Raw genomic sequence first — 14,247 nt, 5'->3', positions numbered from 1 at the left:
CCTCTGAGATTTAAAATCTAAAATTCTATTCCTTATTCTTTCCCAAGATTTACAACACAGAGACTCACAAGATGAAAACCCTACTTATTGACAATTATGATTCTTATACCTTTAATCTTTACCAATTAATTGCAGCAGTCAATGGAGAGTATCCTACTGTAATTTACAACGATCAATTTGCATGGGATGAACTGCAACAGTGGGAATTTGACAACATTGTAATTTCACCAGGGCCGGGTCGTCCTGAGAATCTCAAAGATTTTGGAATCTGTCGTCAAGCTATTCAAAATACCCAAGTGCCGCTTCTAGGGGTTTGCCTTGGACATCAAGGACTTGGTAATGGGTATGGAGGAAAAGTTATTCATGCGCCGGAAGTTCGGCATGGTCGCCTCAGTGATGTTTATCACAATAGTACTGATTTGTTTGCAGGAATTCCTTCTCCTTTCTCTGTTGTGCGCTACCATTCCTTGCTGGTTTCAAATGATCTACCAGACTGTTTAGAAAAAGTAGCGTGGACAGAGGACAACCTGGTGATGGGAATGCGCCATCGCTCTTTGCCGCTATGGGGTGTGCAGTTTCATCCAGAGTCAATCTGTACTGAGTATGGACAAACCTTGTTCGAGAATTTTAGACAGATTACCTTAAAATTAGCCCAAGAGCGCCGCAATAGTCAGAAAAAACAGTATTGGATAGGAAATAGCGGCACTGCTCCAATACCTTCAAGTTCTTCTCGCCAAAAACAGCAACAGGAATTTGAACTTTGTACGCGCAAGCTAAATCTGTGTCCCGATACCGAGCAGATGTTTGTGCATTTGTTTGGCAACTCACCAAATGCATTCTGGTTAGACAGCAGTCGTGTTGAAGCCGGTCTTTCCCGCTTTTCCTTCATGGGAGATAACAGTGGCGAAAACAGTCTCCTAATTCATTATCAAGCGTTAACGCAAGAACTCACCGTTACCAAGTCCGATACCATCAGCCGTAGAACAGAGGGGATTTTTGACTATCTCCAGCATGAAATTGAACGGCGACATTGCTCATCTGATGATTTACCCTTCGATTTCAACTGCGGGTTTGTGGGTTACTTTGGATATGAACTAAAGGCAGAGTGCGGAGCTAAATTAAACTACCCCTCTACCTTACCCGATGCCATGTTTCTGTTGGCCGATCGCATGATTGTAATCGATCACCAAGAGCAAACCCTCTATCTACTCTGCCTAATTCAGCAGGGACAAACAGCCGCCTCTGAAGCCTGGTTTGAATGGATCAGACACCAAATTGACAATCTTCCTCCCCTGTCACCTGTTGTTCCAGAGAAGAAAGAGACACCTGTTATCTTCCGATTAAGTCGGTCTAAAAAGACTTATCTTGATGATATTGAGAGATGTTTGCAGGAAATTCACGAAGGAGAAACTTATCAAGTTTGTTTAACAAATAAAATTCACACAGACACGACACCCGATCCACTAGCGTTCTATCGTTCATTACGCCGCATCAATCCTGCTCCTTACTCTGCATTTTTGCGTTTTGGCGATGTAGCGATCGCCTGCTCATCTCCAGAGCGATTTCTGCACATTGATCGCCAAGGTTGGGTAGAAACAAAGCCTATCAAGGGAACGCTACCACGAGGAAAAACGCCCAAAGAAGATTTTATTCTGCGTGAAAGATTGTGGAACAGTGAAAAAGATCGAGCGGAGAATCTAATGATTGTAGATTTGCTTCGCAACGATCTAGGACGGGTTTGTGCAGTCGGTACTGTTCATGTTCCCAAATTGATGGATGTAGAAACTTATGCCACGGTACATCAATTGGTAACGACCATTCGCGGTCATTTACGCGCCGATATGAGCGCCACAGACTGCATTCGTAATGCCTTCCCCGGCGGTTCTATGACGGGCGCTCCCAAGCTCAGAACCCTTGAGATTATTGATCGATTAGAGCAGTCAGCACGGGGAGTGTATTCAGGAGCGATCGGCTTTTTGGGATTGAATGGTTCAGCTGACTTGAATATTGTCATTCGCACTGCTGTGTTGACTCCAAAGCAAACCTCAATTGGCGTTGGCGGCGGCATTGTAGCGCTTTCTGATCCTGAGATGGAGTTTCAAGAAACAATGCTAAAAGCAAAAGCATTAATTCATGCCATGATGCTCACAACGCATGGAACCCTTGATCCTAACCAATATTACATCCAGGGAATAGAAACAGAGGCTTTTGATAGCTCTAAAAAAGTGCGGGCATAGGTAAATTCTTGAAAAAACTCTGCGTACCTCTGCGCTTACCTTTGCGTCCCTCTGCGTTTAAAACAATTAATCCAAAACTTTACTAAATACCCTTTTCCCCCTCCTCTTCATTTAAATCTAATTCAAGTAAGTCCAAAATTATCTTAATTTGCGAACAGTTGCCAACACTTTTTAATCAGTTAGATAATCCAATTCACATTCACAGATTCCCGTCATGAATAACCAACTAATTTTCGCAACATTAGGGCCTACTGGCACTTGCCATGAGCTTGCAACAGAAGCTTACATTAAGTTTCAGGAAGTTCCTAATGCCAAAGTTGAACTATTTGACGATCTTTTACAAGCACTGGAGCTACTACATGATGGTAAAGTTGACTTCATCATTCAAAACTCTGCTCATCCTAAAGTTTATGAATTAACAGAAAAATACTTTCGAGAAGTATTCGTGATTGATAGCTTTTTATGTCCAACTCGTGCTATGGGAGTACTGACACGTCGTGATGTAAAACATCCTTGTAGTTTAGGACTAATGCCTGCTACGCAAGCTTATGTCAATACAGAACGTTGGGATACCTTTACCTATGAGACAGCGAAGCCCGTGGTGGGACAAAACTTGCTGCTGGGTAAGTATGATAGCGGGATCGCAGCTTTGCGCTTTGCTGAAGAAAATCCTGATGTATTAGTAGTTGATGAAGTTATTGGCTCTATCCAAACGGCTTGGCTTGTATATGGCCGCCAGCAAAATAGGCAGCAGGGAGTGATTGGGATCAAAAATCCCAAACTTTTCCAATCAGAACTTTTTCATGCATAGGTAATCATATTAAAAAATGTCAGTATTTTTCCCAGAACCTCAAACCATAAAGATTCGCCCAGACTTAGAATTGACTCTTTTCCAGTGTCAAGAAATAGTCATTCAATTAGCTAATATCTCGCCAGGAGCAATTTTTGAGCCTCATCAACATCCAGAAAGTCAAATGGGTATGATTTTTAATGGTTGTGTGGAAATCAATGTCGATGGTAATAAAGCAATTTTAGAGCCATTTCAGCAAGTGTATGTAGCGGCAGCCAATATTCCTCATGGTTCTGTAATTCTTTCGGAAGAAACCATTCTAGGAGTTGAGATAAAGTATCTAATAAAATCTCAATTAAATGAACATATTGATGAACCTATCCTCAACTTAAAGCCGACGATAGATAAAACTACAGGTTTTCCTTGTAAATTCGGTGCTTGTTCATGGTTTCAGATAGCGATTCTGGAAATTCCTCCAAATGAAAAATTGCCCAGGTGTACAAGTAGCACAGAGGAAATTGGTATTATTCTCAATGAGCAAATAATGATGAAAGTAGGTGAGGAAGAAAAACTTCTAGAGTATGGTACTATTTATCATGCTCCCGCAGGCGTTTATCATAGTGGGTATAACGCTTCAGAGCAAAGCATTTCTTTAATTAAAGTTTCGCTGCCATCTTATGCCCATTCGGTTGCTTGAAGAGGCTAAGAGGCTGTCTCTAAAGAGATGTAAAGTGGAAAAAATTAGGCGATCGCTTAATTTGATGAGCAGTAACAAGTAATTAGTGAAAATGGTAGTGGAAACCATGAGCGGATTAGAAGGTTTTAGACAAGAAATTGATGCCGTGGATTCTCAGATTGTTGAGGCATTAGCCAAGCGATTTGAAATTTGTAAACGGGTGGCTAACTTTAAGAAGCAACAAGGCATTCCCATGATGCAACCTGATCGAGTGGAAGCAGTGAAACAACGTCGTCGGGAACTGGGGATGCAGCATGGACTAGATGGAGAGTTTATGGTTGCAGTGTACAGCCTCATCATTCAGGAAACCTGCCGTATGGAAGATGAGATTATAGAAGCGCAACCTCAACACCACTAATTTTTCAGCAAAACCCATGAGTATGGTATCTACGTTAATTTAGACCAGTTGATCGTTAAGTATAATTTTTCACAACTAATTGAGGATTGCTATATGGCTTTAGAATTTTGCTCTTGGACTTACCTCAATGGACGTATTGTGCCAACTGAGCTTGCATGTTTGCCAGCAGATAACCATGCTGTAAATTTCGGAACTGCTGCCTTTGAAGCATTTCGAGTTTACTCCACTCCCAATGGCTCAAAGATATTGGGATTAGATTTACATCTCAACCGATTAAGACTGTCAATGTTATCTTTGGGACTATCCCCTATAGAACCCGAAGAAATTACCAAAGCGTTATGGCAAACCATAAATCAGAACAATTTACAACAGGGATATGTGCGTTTGCTAGTGTATCCAAACGGAAATTGTTTAGCGTTAGATCCTTCCCCATTCCCAACGGCAGCACTGGTTATGGCTTGGCGCTCTGACAGTTCAGGATTTTTACCACCACTGACTTTAGGGATTAGTCATATCCGTCGTCCCTCAGCCGGTTCTACGCTGTCTAGGGCTAAAATTAGTGGCTTTTACGCTGTCGAAGCTGCTGCCGATCGCAACGCCAAACAACAAGGATTTGACGGTAATCTCATGTTAAATCCAGATGGAACCGTCTGCGAGATGACAGGAGCAAATATTTTTATCGTCAAAGACTCTATTTTGTATACTCCTATTCTTCCTCAGAGTATTGATGGAGTCACAAGGCGGTTGGTGATTGAATTTGCGAATATGTTGAGTATCCCTGTAAAAGAAGTACCCCTGCCTCTGGGAGACTTAATGGTAGCTGATGAAATATTTGTGACTGGAACATATCACCAGATCCGTCCTGTGGCGGCGGTGGGTGGACAGGTTCTTAGTAGCCAATTTCCGGGGCCTATCACCCAACTGCTTCAAGAGCGTTTCCAAAAAATGCTTGACAACCCAGAAGATGAAATCGCATCTCGTTGGCTGACAGGTTCGGTTTTAGAAAAATCTACGCCCAAGCCTGTTGCTCGACAAGCATACCAGATTCGTTCTGCTGAGTTAACTGACATTCCCGGCATAATTGCAGGCATCAGTTCTTTGTTAGCAGAAATAAGAGGTATTCCAGAATTTCAACTTCCTGCCGAGGCAGTAGATGTTTGTCAGCGTCTGATTGAAGGAAAATATCCTGGTGCTATTTTTGTGACAAATCCACAAGGGGACAATCATTCTATTCTCGGTTTGATTACTTTAAGTGTGCAAGAAACGATTCATGTGGCAAGTAGTTATGTACTAATTCAGGAACTATGGGTTCATCCAGACCATCGAAGTCAAAATATCGGTGACAATCTCATTCAAGCTGTTGAATCCTACAGTCGTCAACAAGGAATTTCTCGGATAGAAGTTTGTTTACCAACCCATGAATTCCCTAGCTTTTCTAACACTTACCATTTTTATCAAAAGAGCAACTTTCATGATTTTGGCCCGCGGATGCGGAAGATGCTGGAATAGGCTATTTACCACAATAATTTAACCCGTGAAGGTTAATTAAAGTAGTAAGGAACGACATGACAACTACAAATATACGTCTGTAGAAGGTGATTGCATGAGTCATTTGTCCCTAGAGGTGAGCTTGCAAAGAGAAATGCAAGGAGCATCTCCAATCATTGTTACTTCTGAGGGGAATACAGCTGGCAGAGAAATTGAAGAACGCAGCCAGTGTATTATGAAAGGTCTAAAGAGACTTCCTCAATCTCATTTTTCAACAGCAGAGGTTAGCGATCGCTACCTTGATAGCATTCTTCAAAAAATTCATCATCAGGATTATCTTGCATTTTTAGCTCATTGGAATCGAGCGTTAGTAGGAGAGGAGCTACTGTTTGAGTATCCCTATGTTGACCAGGGAATTCAGCCAGATACTCCTCTATTTGAGGGAGTCTACGACTTGTCTCGTGAAGGGGCTAGAACTGCAATTTCAGCAGCACAGCAAGTTGTCAATGGCGCTTCCTTGTCCTATGCTTTGTGCAGACCTCCCGGACACCATGCTGGTTCTGCCTGGTTAGGAGGATATTGTTTTTTGAACAATGCAGTTGCTGCTGTAGTTACTCTTCTGGAATCTGGGATCAAACCCGTAGGACTGATCGATATTGACTTTCATTTTGGCAATGGTTCTGCTGCTTTATTAGCATCACGACCAGATGTTTGGTTTGGTTCTATTCACAGTTCCACAATCGTTAGTTATCCTTACAAAGAAGTTCAACCTGCTAGCGATCGACAAACTTTCACTTCTTTTTCCCATCCACCTAGTTCAGAAGAATTTTTAACTGAAGTTGAGCGGCTAGTTAAAAAGTCATTAGATTTTGGTTGCGCGGCTATGGTTGTTTCTGTTGGCTATGACATTATTATCAATGATCCTCATGGAGGTTGGCATCTGCCACCTTCTATTTTTGAGGAAATTGGTCAGATTCTTGCCCAAGCATCTATGCCACTTTGTTTAGTACAGGAGGGAGGCTATCTGTTAAATGCTTTAGAAGAATGTGCCTATAAATTTGGGTCAGGATTGTTAGGGTGTGAGGAGAAGTAAGCGCTAACAAAGAAAATAATAGGCGATTCTTCATTAGTAAAGGCATTGGAAGACAGATAATATCTATTTTGTCTTGATAATGTAGGGTTAAAGCACATTAAGTGGTGGTGGAAAATCATTTCTAGTACTTATCTGATAGTGAGTTTGCACTCAGAGCAAATGTTTGTTTCCCCACCACTGCATTGTGTTCCTTCAATAAGCTTTGACTACACATTTATCAAAAATTACGTTGTTTAGTACTATGAAATTTTCTACATTTAAACTTGAAGAATATTTTTCTCACTCAGAGTTTAAAGCTTCTTATCTTATGGGTTCTAGCGATGCTGAAAGTTTTTCTTTACAAGAAATTTTAGCATTGGGTGATGATGAAACAAGGAGTATATGGGAAACATTGCGATTAGGGTATACTGAAGTTCAAGGTAGTCCTCTTTTAAGAAATGAGATTGCACACCTCTACCCGGGGTTACAGGCAGATAATATATTGTGCTTTGCAGGTGGAGAAGAAGCGATATTTTGTACCTTTTTGTCACTACTTAACAAAGAAAGCCATGCTATAGTTGTTACTCCTTGCTATCAATCCCTCCATACATTAGCTCTATCATTTGCAGGAAGCGTTACGACAATTGCACTTGACGAAGCTCAAGGCTGGAAGCTTGACCTTGATAAAGTCAAAAATGCAATTAGGCCAAACACAACACTAATAATTTTCAACTTTCCAAACAATCCTACTGGAGCATTACTTAATGAAGATGAAGTCAAAAATTTGATAGATATTGCATCAAGTCATGATATATACATTTTTTCTGATGAGGCATATCGATTGTTGGGAAGGTCTTCTGTGACCTGGGATGCTCCTGTTGCTTCTTTATATCCAAAAGCAATTAGTTTAAGTGTTATGAGTAAAGCCTTTGGTATGGCTGGACTTCGCATAGGCTGGATAGCAACGCAGAACAAGGAACTACTCAAGTCAATTGAGTTTACAAAGCACTATACAAGCATTTGTAATAGTGGGCTTTCGGAAGTGGTTTCTCTGATCGCACTTCGTGCAAAAGATATAGTCCTTAAAAGGAATTGTGAAATTATTGACAATAATCTATCCATTCTCGATAACTTTTTCAGTGACAATCACACTCGCTTTTCTTGGGTACGTCCTTCTGGTGGATGCGTAGGACTGGTTACTTTTAATATAGCAACACCAATAGACATATTTGCTCAAGAGTTGCTAGATAACACAGGTGTTTTTATTATTCCAGGTTCTATTTTTGATATAGAAGGCAATACATTTCGGATTGGGTTTGGAAGAAAAAATTTTCCTGAAGCCTTAGAAAAATTTGAAGCATATGTGAATAGATATGCAAAGGAAAGTAGTTATACCAATTCTTTATAACCCACATTCCGCACCCACAACTGTCACATCCCAAAGAAACGGATATATTTAGTACATAGGAACTAATGATTGAGAGAATTGACTAGAATTCATTAGAGCTAAATAGGAATTATTATGATTAACTTAGATATGCAGTCAGGGCAAACGCATCTTATTAGGAGAGCGATTTTTTTCGGGGGACATGGGCAAGAATTAACCAAGGGGTTTAAACATTAATCATCCCAAAGACCTTGAAACTGGCATCACTGTATCCAACCGGGTAAATTGTACGTTAAGACTGAAAGTGCGATTCGTTAGCTAGAAACTAGAGCCTGTAAAGGTTTCAGAGGATTAGCTGCTAGGTAATGATAACAGAACCTTGACAACTGAATGACCATGAGGGTGAAAACCCCTCCCTCCAGGTGCAGGAGTGAAAGCATACAGAACACGGTAAAAAACTGTGTCCCCTACGGTAGAGGATAGCCTACCAATCCGTAAAGCGGAGGCTTCTCATTACAATTCAGTTTAGCTACAATTTCATTTAAAATAGATTCACGCTGTCCTCCTTTAAACTCATCTGATACCCTCATGGACAGTATAGATTGTTCTCTCATAAAACCTAAAAATATATAATCCCTTAATGGGCTATCAACACCCGCTTTTTTAGATTAGTATATGATACTACTCGAAAATCTCTTTTAAATTTCTTCTGGAATTATTTCGTACCAAAAAGATAAATCCCTCACTTTGTGAGAACCTGCTTGAGGATGCCGCCCTATACCAAACCCATCTTTATACTGCAACCATGATGTCCGGTATAGTCCTATGGTATCGCCAGTCACCTTACTCAAAACTTGATAGGCAAGATTACCTAAAATTGATGCTCCTGCGATCGCAGTAGTAATAGTGCTAACCTGCGGCGAAACTACAGCAAGTCCAACTAATGTACCTACTGCTCCTTGTAACTCTGTTGATTGCAATTGCTGGGATAATAACGTAGCTAAATCATCCGTATCTTTGCGATCGCGGGATACTGTGATAAATATGTCTAAAAAGTGCAGAGCATTGCCATAAAATATCAGTAGTCAATTCTCACCCGTAGGAAGACGATCTTGGTCGTCACTCCCCTCATTCCTGGGGAGAGCGAACGTACAGGGATCAAGAGACGCACTGTTAGGTCGCTTGAATGAAGGGCGTAGCTTGCCGCCTTTGGCATCGCTCATCATCACCCATATAATTTATATAAAGTTTCCTCGCTTGAATCATGCTGCTTTAACTGTGACCTTTGCTAATACTGTCTCCAAACGGCGGGTAAATTCTGAGGAGCGATGCCGAATAGCCCACCGCATGTATCGCTATGCATCCTCGCTTGAATCAGGAGAGCGATCGCTCAACCTGAGTTAAACTATTTTTGCTAATGCTGTCTCTAAACGGTTGGTGAATTCTGAGGTGCGTAGCTTGCCGCCAACTCTTAGAGACGCTCTGCGCGTTCGGCATCGCCCTATAAAGGTTTCTTAGAGGAAACCTCTATAGTTGGCACAAGTAATTCTAAAGCGATCGCATCGGCGGTGGTTCTTGGAGTTTTTTGTGAAAGCAGTAAAATGGGTACAACCGCACCCCCACTGTCTGCTAAACTCTGCTTCTAGGAAACCCAGATATTCAAATATTGATAATGTCGTTAATTACAAATACATTCTTCACTTTTGTGGCTCTTTTCCCAATCGCCAATCCAATCGGTGCAGTTCCGGTTTTTTACAGCTTAACAGCGATGGAAACATCATCTGAGCGTCATCGGCAGGCGATACAAACTGCCATAAATGTAGTCTTAGTTTTAGCTGTGTTTTTAGTAGCTGGTAGGTGGATTCTAGAATTTTTTGGAATCTCATTAAATGTGCTACGGCTGGCAGGAGGATTACTTGTTGCTCATACAGCGTGGGAAATGGTTACAGCCCGTCAACGACTAACTCCATCAGAAAATGATGAGGCTATAGATAAAGAAGATATTTCTTTTACACCAATGGCAGTGCCATTAATCAGTGGGCCTGGAGCAATTGGGGTAGTAACTAGTTTATCCATTAGCTTTAAGCATTGGGCAGACTATCTTGAGTCTTTAGTGGGAATTGTTTTAATAGGTATAAGTCTTTATGTGTGCCTGGCCTTAGGAGAACCACTTATTAAGAAGTTAGGGAAAAATGGTGTGGGAGCCTTAAATCGAGTTTTTGGTTTTTTCATCCTAGCAATTGGTGTGCGGTTTATTGCCGATGGCTCTATTTCCTTGTTGAAAGAGGCGTTCCATATTCAAGTTAAATAATCTTTAACTTAGAAAAATTTCAGAATTTATGTATTTGAATAAATGTGATGAAAAAAACGTAGGCTTCTTGAACCGTAGGCATCGCTCATCATCACCCATATATAAAGTTTCCTCTCTACGAGACGCTACTCGCGTTCGCTTGAATCATGCTGTTTTAACTTTTAAATAAGTTCCTTTCGAGAGGAAAAAATATATGCCTTACGATATTACGATGTGTCCAGGACAAAATTGCCCAATCAAACAAAATTGTTCCCGTTTTACAGATGAAATTCTGGGTCGTCAGGATTTTTTTGGAGAAGCTCCCTATAATTTTACTACTAATTCCTGTGAATATTTTATTAGGAACCACCCAGCTCAAAATGAAATCCGTTTGAAAGCTTATGAAATCTGGCAACAAATGGGCTATCCAAATGGCAAGTCTGTAGAACATTGGCGAATGGCTGAAAAGGAGTTAATAGATTTGAAAATTTAACTTTACTTTTGTAAATTAAGCTCTGAAGTTAACTGTTAACAATTAGACCTGTTGCAAAAAAATTTTATGGTACATGGCGGGCGATCGCTTGGTTTCCTCGCTTGATTGAAAGATAAACACAATCAAATTACTTTACCTAATACTGTCTCCAAACGGCTGGTGAATTGTGAGGAGCGACGCCGAATAGCCCACCGCAGGTATCGCTTTTTTCCTCTAAGAACAGGGAGCGATCGCAATCAAATTACTTTACCTAATACTGACTCAAGACGGTTGGTGAATTGTGAGGAGCGTCGCCAGTGTTAATCAAACAACGCTATGGCTACCAAGAATTTCACTCCCGAACAGAGGCAGCAACTCGAACAATGGCAGCAACAGCATCAGTAAGATAAATTTTGGTATTGGGGTCAAATGAATTGAACTTTTCAACACCCTAGAATCGGCCCCATCGACTTGCCTCAACATTTATGCGATCAGAGACGCGATTTTAACAGAATTTGTTTACTATTGATATCTCCGGCGAACTTGATGTGGGTTGATTAGCACGCTGACTCCAAGTGTCCAGCCCAATGCCACCATCCACCCTGCTAATACATCACTTGGATAATGGACTCCTAGATACAAACGTGTCCAACCAATTATTAAGACAAACAGGGTTCCGATAATCAGAACAAACCAACGCCAACGGCTGTTCCAACTCAAAATGCTCAAAGCTGCCACTAAAGTCATACTAGCCATAGCATGACCACTAGGAAAGCCATAATCAAATTCTGGAGCGGGTGATGTCCACAGATGAGGACGTGCTCGGTGCAGCAACAGCTTAACCGTCTGATTAATGATTATACTGCCCACCGAGGCTGTGAAAAAGTACTCTAAAGCACGCCACCGTTGTCGAATCAGTAGGAACAGCGCAATCATTACTGCTGCTGGAAATACCCCCCAAAACACCCCTAACTTCGTCAAGTGTGAAACAAAAACGTCTAGTTTCGGTTGGGCAGTGCTGTGAATAGCTAATAATAGGGGAACATCGAACCAAAATCCGCCTTGTTTCCAGACATCCTCTGCTAAGTCCACAAATATCAGTAAGGGAATAAATCCGCCAAGCAGTAGGAGCAATACTGCCCTCCGACTTCTGGTGAGGCGCATCAACTTGCTCCCGCATTAATTAATCTTTCTCTAATACTAGCGGCATTAGTAGCCAAACAGAATTAATTACATGGCGATTCTTAACTAGACAAGATTCATGATTTTTGACAGAATTCTTGGTAATCTAGTTCTACTTGTAAAGAGTAGCTGATTGCATACTCAAGAATTTGATTACGCCAATCAGACAAGTGAGCAAACTTGATTAAATCATCTGCTCCCGCAGAACCTTGTCTACCACCACTGCGTAATTGATCCCACGCTATTACTTCACCCATTGTCTGCATCAACTTCTCTAAACGTTCCAGCTTTCCATCCCACGCCTGTAAACTCACCCGATCTTGTACTGGCTGCAACTCTCGCAAAACATAAGATTTATTCCCCTCAACTATTACCCCTAAAAGAGCAGGTGGGGTTCCTTGCACCCGTTGTTGGATAGCTACTACCCGTGCAGATTCACTTGACCAATCCGGCTGAGGTAGCGTTAAATAGGGTTGTAATGAGCAAGTTTGTGTTTGCTTCAAATCTAAGAGATAATTGCCATCAGGAGAACCTTTTCCTTCTACCAAAACTGCATAACGTTCTAACCCTAAACTACCTGTACCAGCTATTCGCTGTTGTACATCTAAAACTTGATAAAAATCAGCATCTTTTTGTGTAGATTTGTGCCAATTGGAGATGAGTTTTGTGATTTTTTGCTGTGATGATTCTGTAGCTTCAAGAATGTGTTTATTGTCAATAATTAAGTGCCGCTTACCTTTCTTTGACTTGGTGTGCTGCTCTAAAAATTCTGGACGAAGGCGGTTTTTTAAACTTTTTAATAAATCTTTAACTAAGCCGGAAGCGGTTTCCTTTTCCACACTTCTAGCAGTACCTTTAGCTAAAGCATTGCTGTAAGCATCAAGAAAGTAATTGCTCAAATGCAATGCTTCTGATTCATTCACCTTCAGCGCGTGAGAGCCAACTATCACACTGGTAATGAACCTCACCACATCCCAGGTGCAAGGAGCAAGACAGGCTTCATCAAAATCATTAAGATCAAAGTAAACTAATCGATTATCACCTTTATAACTACCAAAGTTTTCCAGGTGCAAGTCACCACAAATCCATACTGGCGGGGCTGCATTCAGTGGGGAATTTTTAGGGAAGTCTTCGTAAAATAAATGACACGTCCCGCGATAAAAAGTAAAAGCATCAGAACGCATTGCCTTGTATTTTAATTCAAGTAGTTTTGGGTTGCGTCCAAGGTTAAAGCGATGAATTCTGTCAATGATATTGTTTGTCATAATTTTTTGCTCTTGAAATGAATGGTCTGGTGACTTATCATTACCCATTGATAGCAGAGTAATTTGAAAAAGGCAGTTCAATCTTGAGGCACTTATGTTGCTCCCGATCGATGCCTAGGTTGGCAAGCTACGCACAACCTGAGTTAAACTACTTTACCAGTGCTGACTCAAGACGGCTGGTAAATGCTGAAGGGCATCACCGATAGCGTAGCGTAAAGCCTTCTCTTCTCTTTCAGAGACGCACTCGCGTTCGAGAGGCTTCTCTTTCAGAGAGGCTAAATCACTACCAGATAGCCTTACAGAAAAACTTAGATTTAACATTTTTCTAGCTCACTCCTGACACAGTGACTTTAGTCATGGTCAGACTCATGACTAAAGTCAGAGGTGGTTTTGCAAAGAGGTAAATATGATTGTGACATCAAGCATCGGTATTAAGAGATGTTGAAAAAATCTTAATTTCTCGCTTGCTTACTAAAATTATTTGAGGATATTTGCATGAAACGTTTTGCTTATGCTGCTCTGTGCGCTGCTGTAATTTTTTTGCCGACAGTAGCTTCGGCTCAAGAAGTCTATCATCGGGAAGTACATCAGCAACATCGGATTACTCAAGGTGTTGAAAATGGCAGTATTAACAAACGTGAATATCGTTCATTGGAACGGAAAGAAGCATCTTTAAATGCGGCTCGGAGACATGACTTGAGAAATGGACGTTTAACTAGTCGGGAACGGCAACAACTCAACCGCCGAGAAAACTCCATTTCCCGTTCTATTTATCACGATAAGCATAACTAAGGATTTCTTGAACAGAAAATAGTTAATCAGTAAACCAAAAAGTTTTTAAGAGAAGAGCAATCGCTAATCAAACTTACGTACTTTAAAGTGCTAAATAGCACTTTAAATCCCTATTTATATAATTAATATTTATACTGCTCTGAAAGGTTTCAAAAAATGAAATGATGAGAGTGGTGTG

16 protein-coding genes are annotated in these 14,247 nt (G+C 40.9%); 12 read left to right on the top strand and 4 right to left on the bottom strand.

Translation table 11 applies throughout. From position 1 onward, the window contains the following. The first annotated feature begins 71 nt into the window (after window positions 1-71). From pabB to V7K73_RS00050, 7 genes are all read left to right on the top strand, one after another. Window positions 72-2,237 carry an aminodeoxychorismate synthase component I gene (gene pabB, locus V7K73_RS00080; protein WP_334875988.1) on the top strand — a complete coding sequence of 722 codons (2,166 nt, stop codon included), beginning with the start codon at window positions 72-74 and terminating at the stop codon, window positions 2,235-2,237. A gap of 214 nt (window positions 2,238-2,451) precedes the next feature. Further along, the gene (locus V7K73_RS00075) at window positions 2,452-3,048 is read left to right on the top strand and encodes a hypothetical protein (protein WP_334875986.1); all 597 of its coding nucleotides are present in this window, start codon (window positions 2,452-2,454) and stop codon (window positions 3,046-3,048) included. 16 nt (window positions 3,049-3,064) lie between these two features. Next, complete coding sequence (locus V7K73_RS00070; RefSeq protein WP_334875984.1) at window positions 3,065-3,724, top strand: cupin domain-containing protein; 660 nt, start codon at window positions 3,065-3,067, stop codon at window positions 3,722-3,724. 106 nt (window positions 3,725-3,830) lie between these two features. Then, on the top strand, window positions 3,831-4,121 hold the full coding sequence (locus V7K73_RS00065) for a chorismate mutase (protein ID WP_334875982.1): 291 nt from the start codon (window positions 3,831-3,833) through the stop codon (window positions 4,119-4,121). A 93-nt stretch (window positions 4,122-4,214) separates the two neighbouring features. After that, window positions 4,215-5,630, top strand: coding sequence for a GNAT family N-acetyltransferase (locus V7K73_RS00060; protein ID WP_334875980.1), 1,416 nt, complete (start codon window positions 4,215-4,217; stop codon window positions 5,628-5,630). Window positions 5,631-5,724: 94 nt separating this feature from the next. After that, window positions 5,725-6,702, top strand: a complete 978-nt coding sequence (locus tag V7K73_RS00055; protein WP_334875979.1) for a hypothetical protein — start codon at window positions 5,725-5,727, stop codon at window positions 6,700-6,702. 241 nt (window positions 6,703-6,943) lie between these two features. Then, window positions 6,944-8,089 (top strand): aminotransferase class I/II-fold pyridoxal phosphate-dependent enzyme, encoded by a 1,146-nt coding sequence (locus tag V7K73_RS00050; protein WP_334875977.1) that lies wholly within the window; start codon window positions 6,944-6,946, stop codon window positions 8,087-8,089. A gap of 677 nt (window positions 8,090-8,766) precedes the next feature. On the opposite strand, the gene V7K73_RS00045 is transcribed toward V7K73_RS00050, so the two are convergent. Continuing rightward, window positions 8,767-9,048, bottom strand: a complete 282-nt coding sequence (locus tag V7K73_RS00045) for a hypothetical protein (protein ID WP_334875975.1) — start codon at window positions 9,046-9,048, stop codon at window positions 8,767-8,769. A gap of 202 nt (window positions 9,049-9,250) precedes the next feature. Between V7K73_RS00045 and V7K73_RS00040 the strand changes: the two genes are divergently transcribed. From V7K73_RS00040 to V7K73_RS00025, 4 genes are all read left to right on the top strand, one after another. Beyond that, complete coding sequence (locus V7K73_RS00040; protein WP_334875973.1) at window positions 9,251-9,472, top strand: hypothetical protein; 222 nt, start codon at window positions 9,251-9,253, stop codon at window positions 9,470-9,472. 268 nt (window positions 9,473-9,740) lie between these two features. Then, window positions 9,741-10,379 (top strand): MarC family protein, encoded by a 639-nt coding sequence (locus V7K73_RS00035; RefSeq protein WP_334875971.1) that lies wholly within the window; start codon window positions 9,741-9,743, stop codon window positions 10,377-10,379. A 193-nt stretch (window positions 10,380-10,572) separates the two neighbouring features. Continuing rightward, window positions 10,573-10,851, top strand: a complete 279-nt coding sequence (locus V7K73_RS00030) for a DUF2934 domain-containing protein (protein ID WP_334875969.1) — start codon at window positions 10,573-10,575, stop codon at window positions 10,849-10,851. 105 nt (window positions 10,852-10,956) lie between these two features. Next, window positions 10,957-11,154, top strand: coding sequence for a hypothetical protein (locus tag V7K73_RS00025; RefSeq protein ID WP_334875967.1), 198 nt, complete (start codon window positions 10,957-10,959; stop codon window positions 11,152-11,154). Window positions 11,155-11,352: 198 nt separating this feature from the next. Here V7K73_RS00025 and V7K73_RS00020 read toward each other — a convergent pair whose 3' ends face one another. The 3 genes from V7K73_RS00020 to V7K73_RS00010 form a co-directional block, all read right to left on the bottom strand. After that, a complete protein-coding gene (locus tag V7K73_RS00020) occupies window positions 11,353-11,994 on the bottom strand; it encodes a phosphatase PAP2 family protein (RefSeq protein WP_334875965.1) in 642 nt (213 codons plus the stop codon). Window positions 11,995-12,089: 95 nt separating this feature from the next. Beyond that, window positions 12,090-13,277, bottom strand: a complete 1,188-nt coding sequence (locus tag V7K73_RS00015) for a DUF2252 domain-containing protein (protein ID WP_334875964.1) — start codon at window positions 13,275-13,277, stop codon at window positions 12,090-12,092. Between the two features lie 153 nt (window positions 13,278-13,430). Further along, window positions 13,431-13,598, bottom strand: coding sequence for a hypothetical protein (locus V7K73_RS00010; RefSeq protein ID WP_334875962.1), 168 nt, complete (start codon window positions 13,596-13,598; stop codon window positions 13,431-13,433). Window positions 13,599-13,772: 174 nt separating this feature from the next. On the opposite strand from V7K73_RS00010, the gene V7K73_RS00005 reads away from it, so the two are divergent. After that, window positions 13,773-14,069 (top strand): hypothetical protein, encoded by a 297-nt coding sequence (locus tag V7K73_RS00005; protein WP_334875960.1) that lies wholly within the window; start codon window positions 13,773-13,775, stop codon window positions 14,067-14,069. Window positions 14,070-14,247: the final 178 nt, after the last annotated feature.

Source organism: Nostoc sp., from assembly GCF_036916975.1.
GTDB lineage: Bacteria > Cyanobacteriota > Cyanobacteriia > Cyanobacteriales > Nostocaceae > Nostoc.
This window is presented reverse-complemented; position numbering and strand designations above follow the sequence as displayed.

Bases quoted from the DNA above. Each gene is read 5' to 3' on its own strand.
- V7K73_RS00010 (WP_334875962.1), bottom strand. From the start codon at position 13,598: ATGTTAAATCTAAGTTTTTCTGTAAGGCTATCTGGTAGTGATTTAGCC.
- V7K73_RS00015 (WP_334875964.1), bottom strand. From the start codon at position 13,277: ATGACAAACAATATCATTGACAGAATTCATCGCTTTAACCTTGGACGC.
- V7K73_RS00035 (WP_334875971.1), top strand. From the start codon at position 9,741: ATGTCGTTAATTACAAATACATTCTTCACTTTTGTGGCTCTTTTCCCA.
- V7K73_RS00055 (WP_334875979.1), top strand. From the start codon at position 5,725: ATGAGTCATTTGTCCCTAGAGGTGAGCTTGCAAAGAGAAATGCAAGGA.
- pabB (WP_334875988.1), top strand. From the start codon at position 72: ATGAAAACCCTACTTATTGACAATTATGATTCTTATACCTTTAATCTT.
- V7K73_RS00030 (WP_334875969.1), top strand. From the start codon at position 10,573: ATGCCTTACGATATTACGATGTGTCCAGGACAAAATTGCCCAATCAAA.
- V7K73_RS00065 (WP_334875982.1), top strand. From the start codon at position 3,831: ATGAGCGGATTAGAAGGTTTTAGACAAGAAATTGATGCCGTGGATTCT.
- V7K73_RS00075 (WP_334875986.1), top strand. From the start codon at position 2,452: ATGAATAACCAACTAATTTTCGCAACATTAGGGCCTACTGGCACTTGC.
- V7K73_RS00020 (WP_334875965.1), bottom strand. From the start codon at position 11,994: ATGCGCCTCACCAGAAGTCGGAGGGCAGTATTGCTCCTACTGCTTGGC.
- V7K73_RS00005 (WP_334875960.1), top strand. From the start codon at position 13,773: ATGAAACGTTTTGCTTATGCTGCTCTGTGCGCTGCTGTAATTTTTTTG.
- V7K73_RS00050 (WP_334875977.1), top strand. From the start codon at position 6,944: ATGAAATTTTCTACATTTAAACTTGAAGAATATTTTTCTCACTCAGAG.
- V7K73_RS00070 (WP_334875984.1), top strand. From the start codon at position 3,065: ATGTCAGTATTTTTCCCAGAACCTCAAACCATAAAGATTCGCCCAGAC.
- V7K73_RS00060 (WP_334875980.1), top strand. From the start codon at position 4,215: ATGGCTTTAGAATTTTGCTCTTGGACTTACCTCAATGGACGTATTGTG.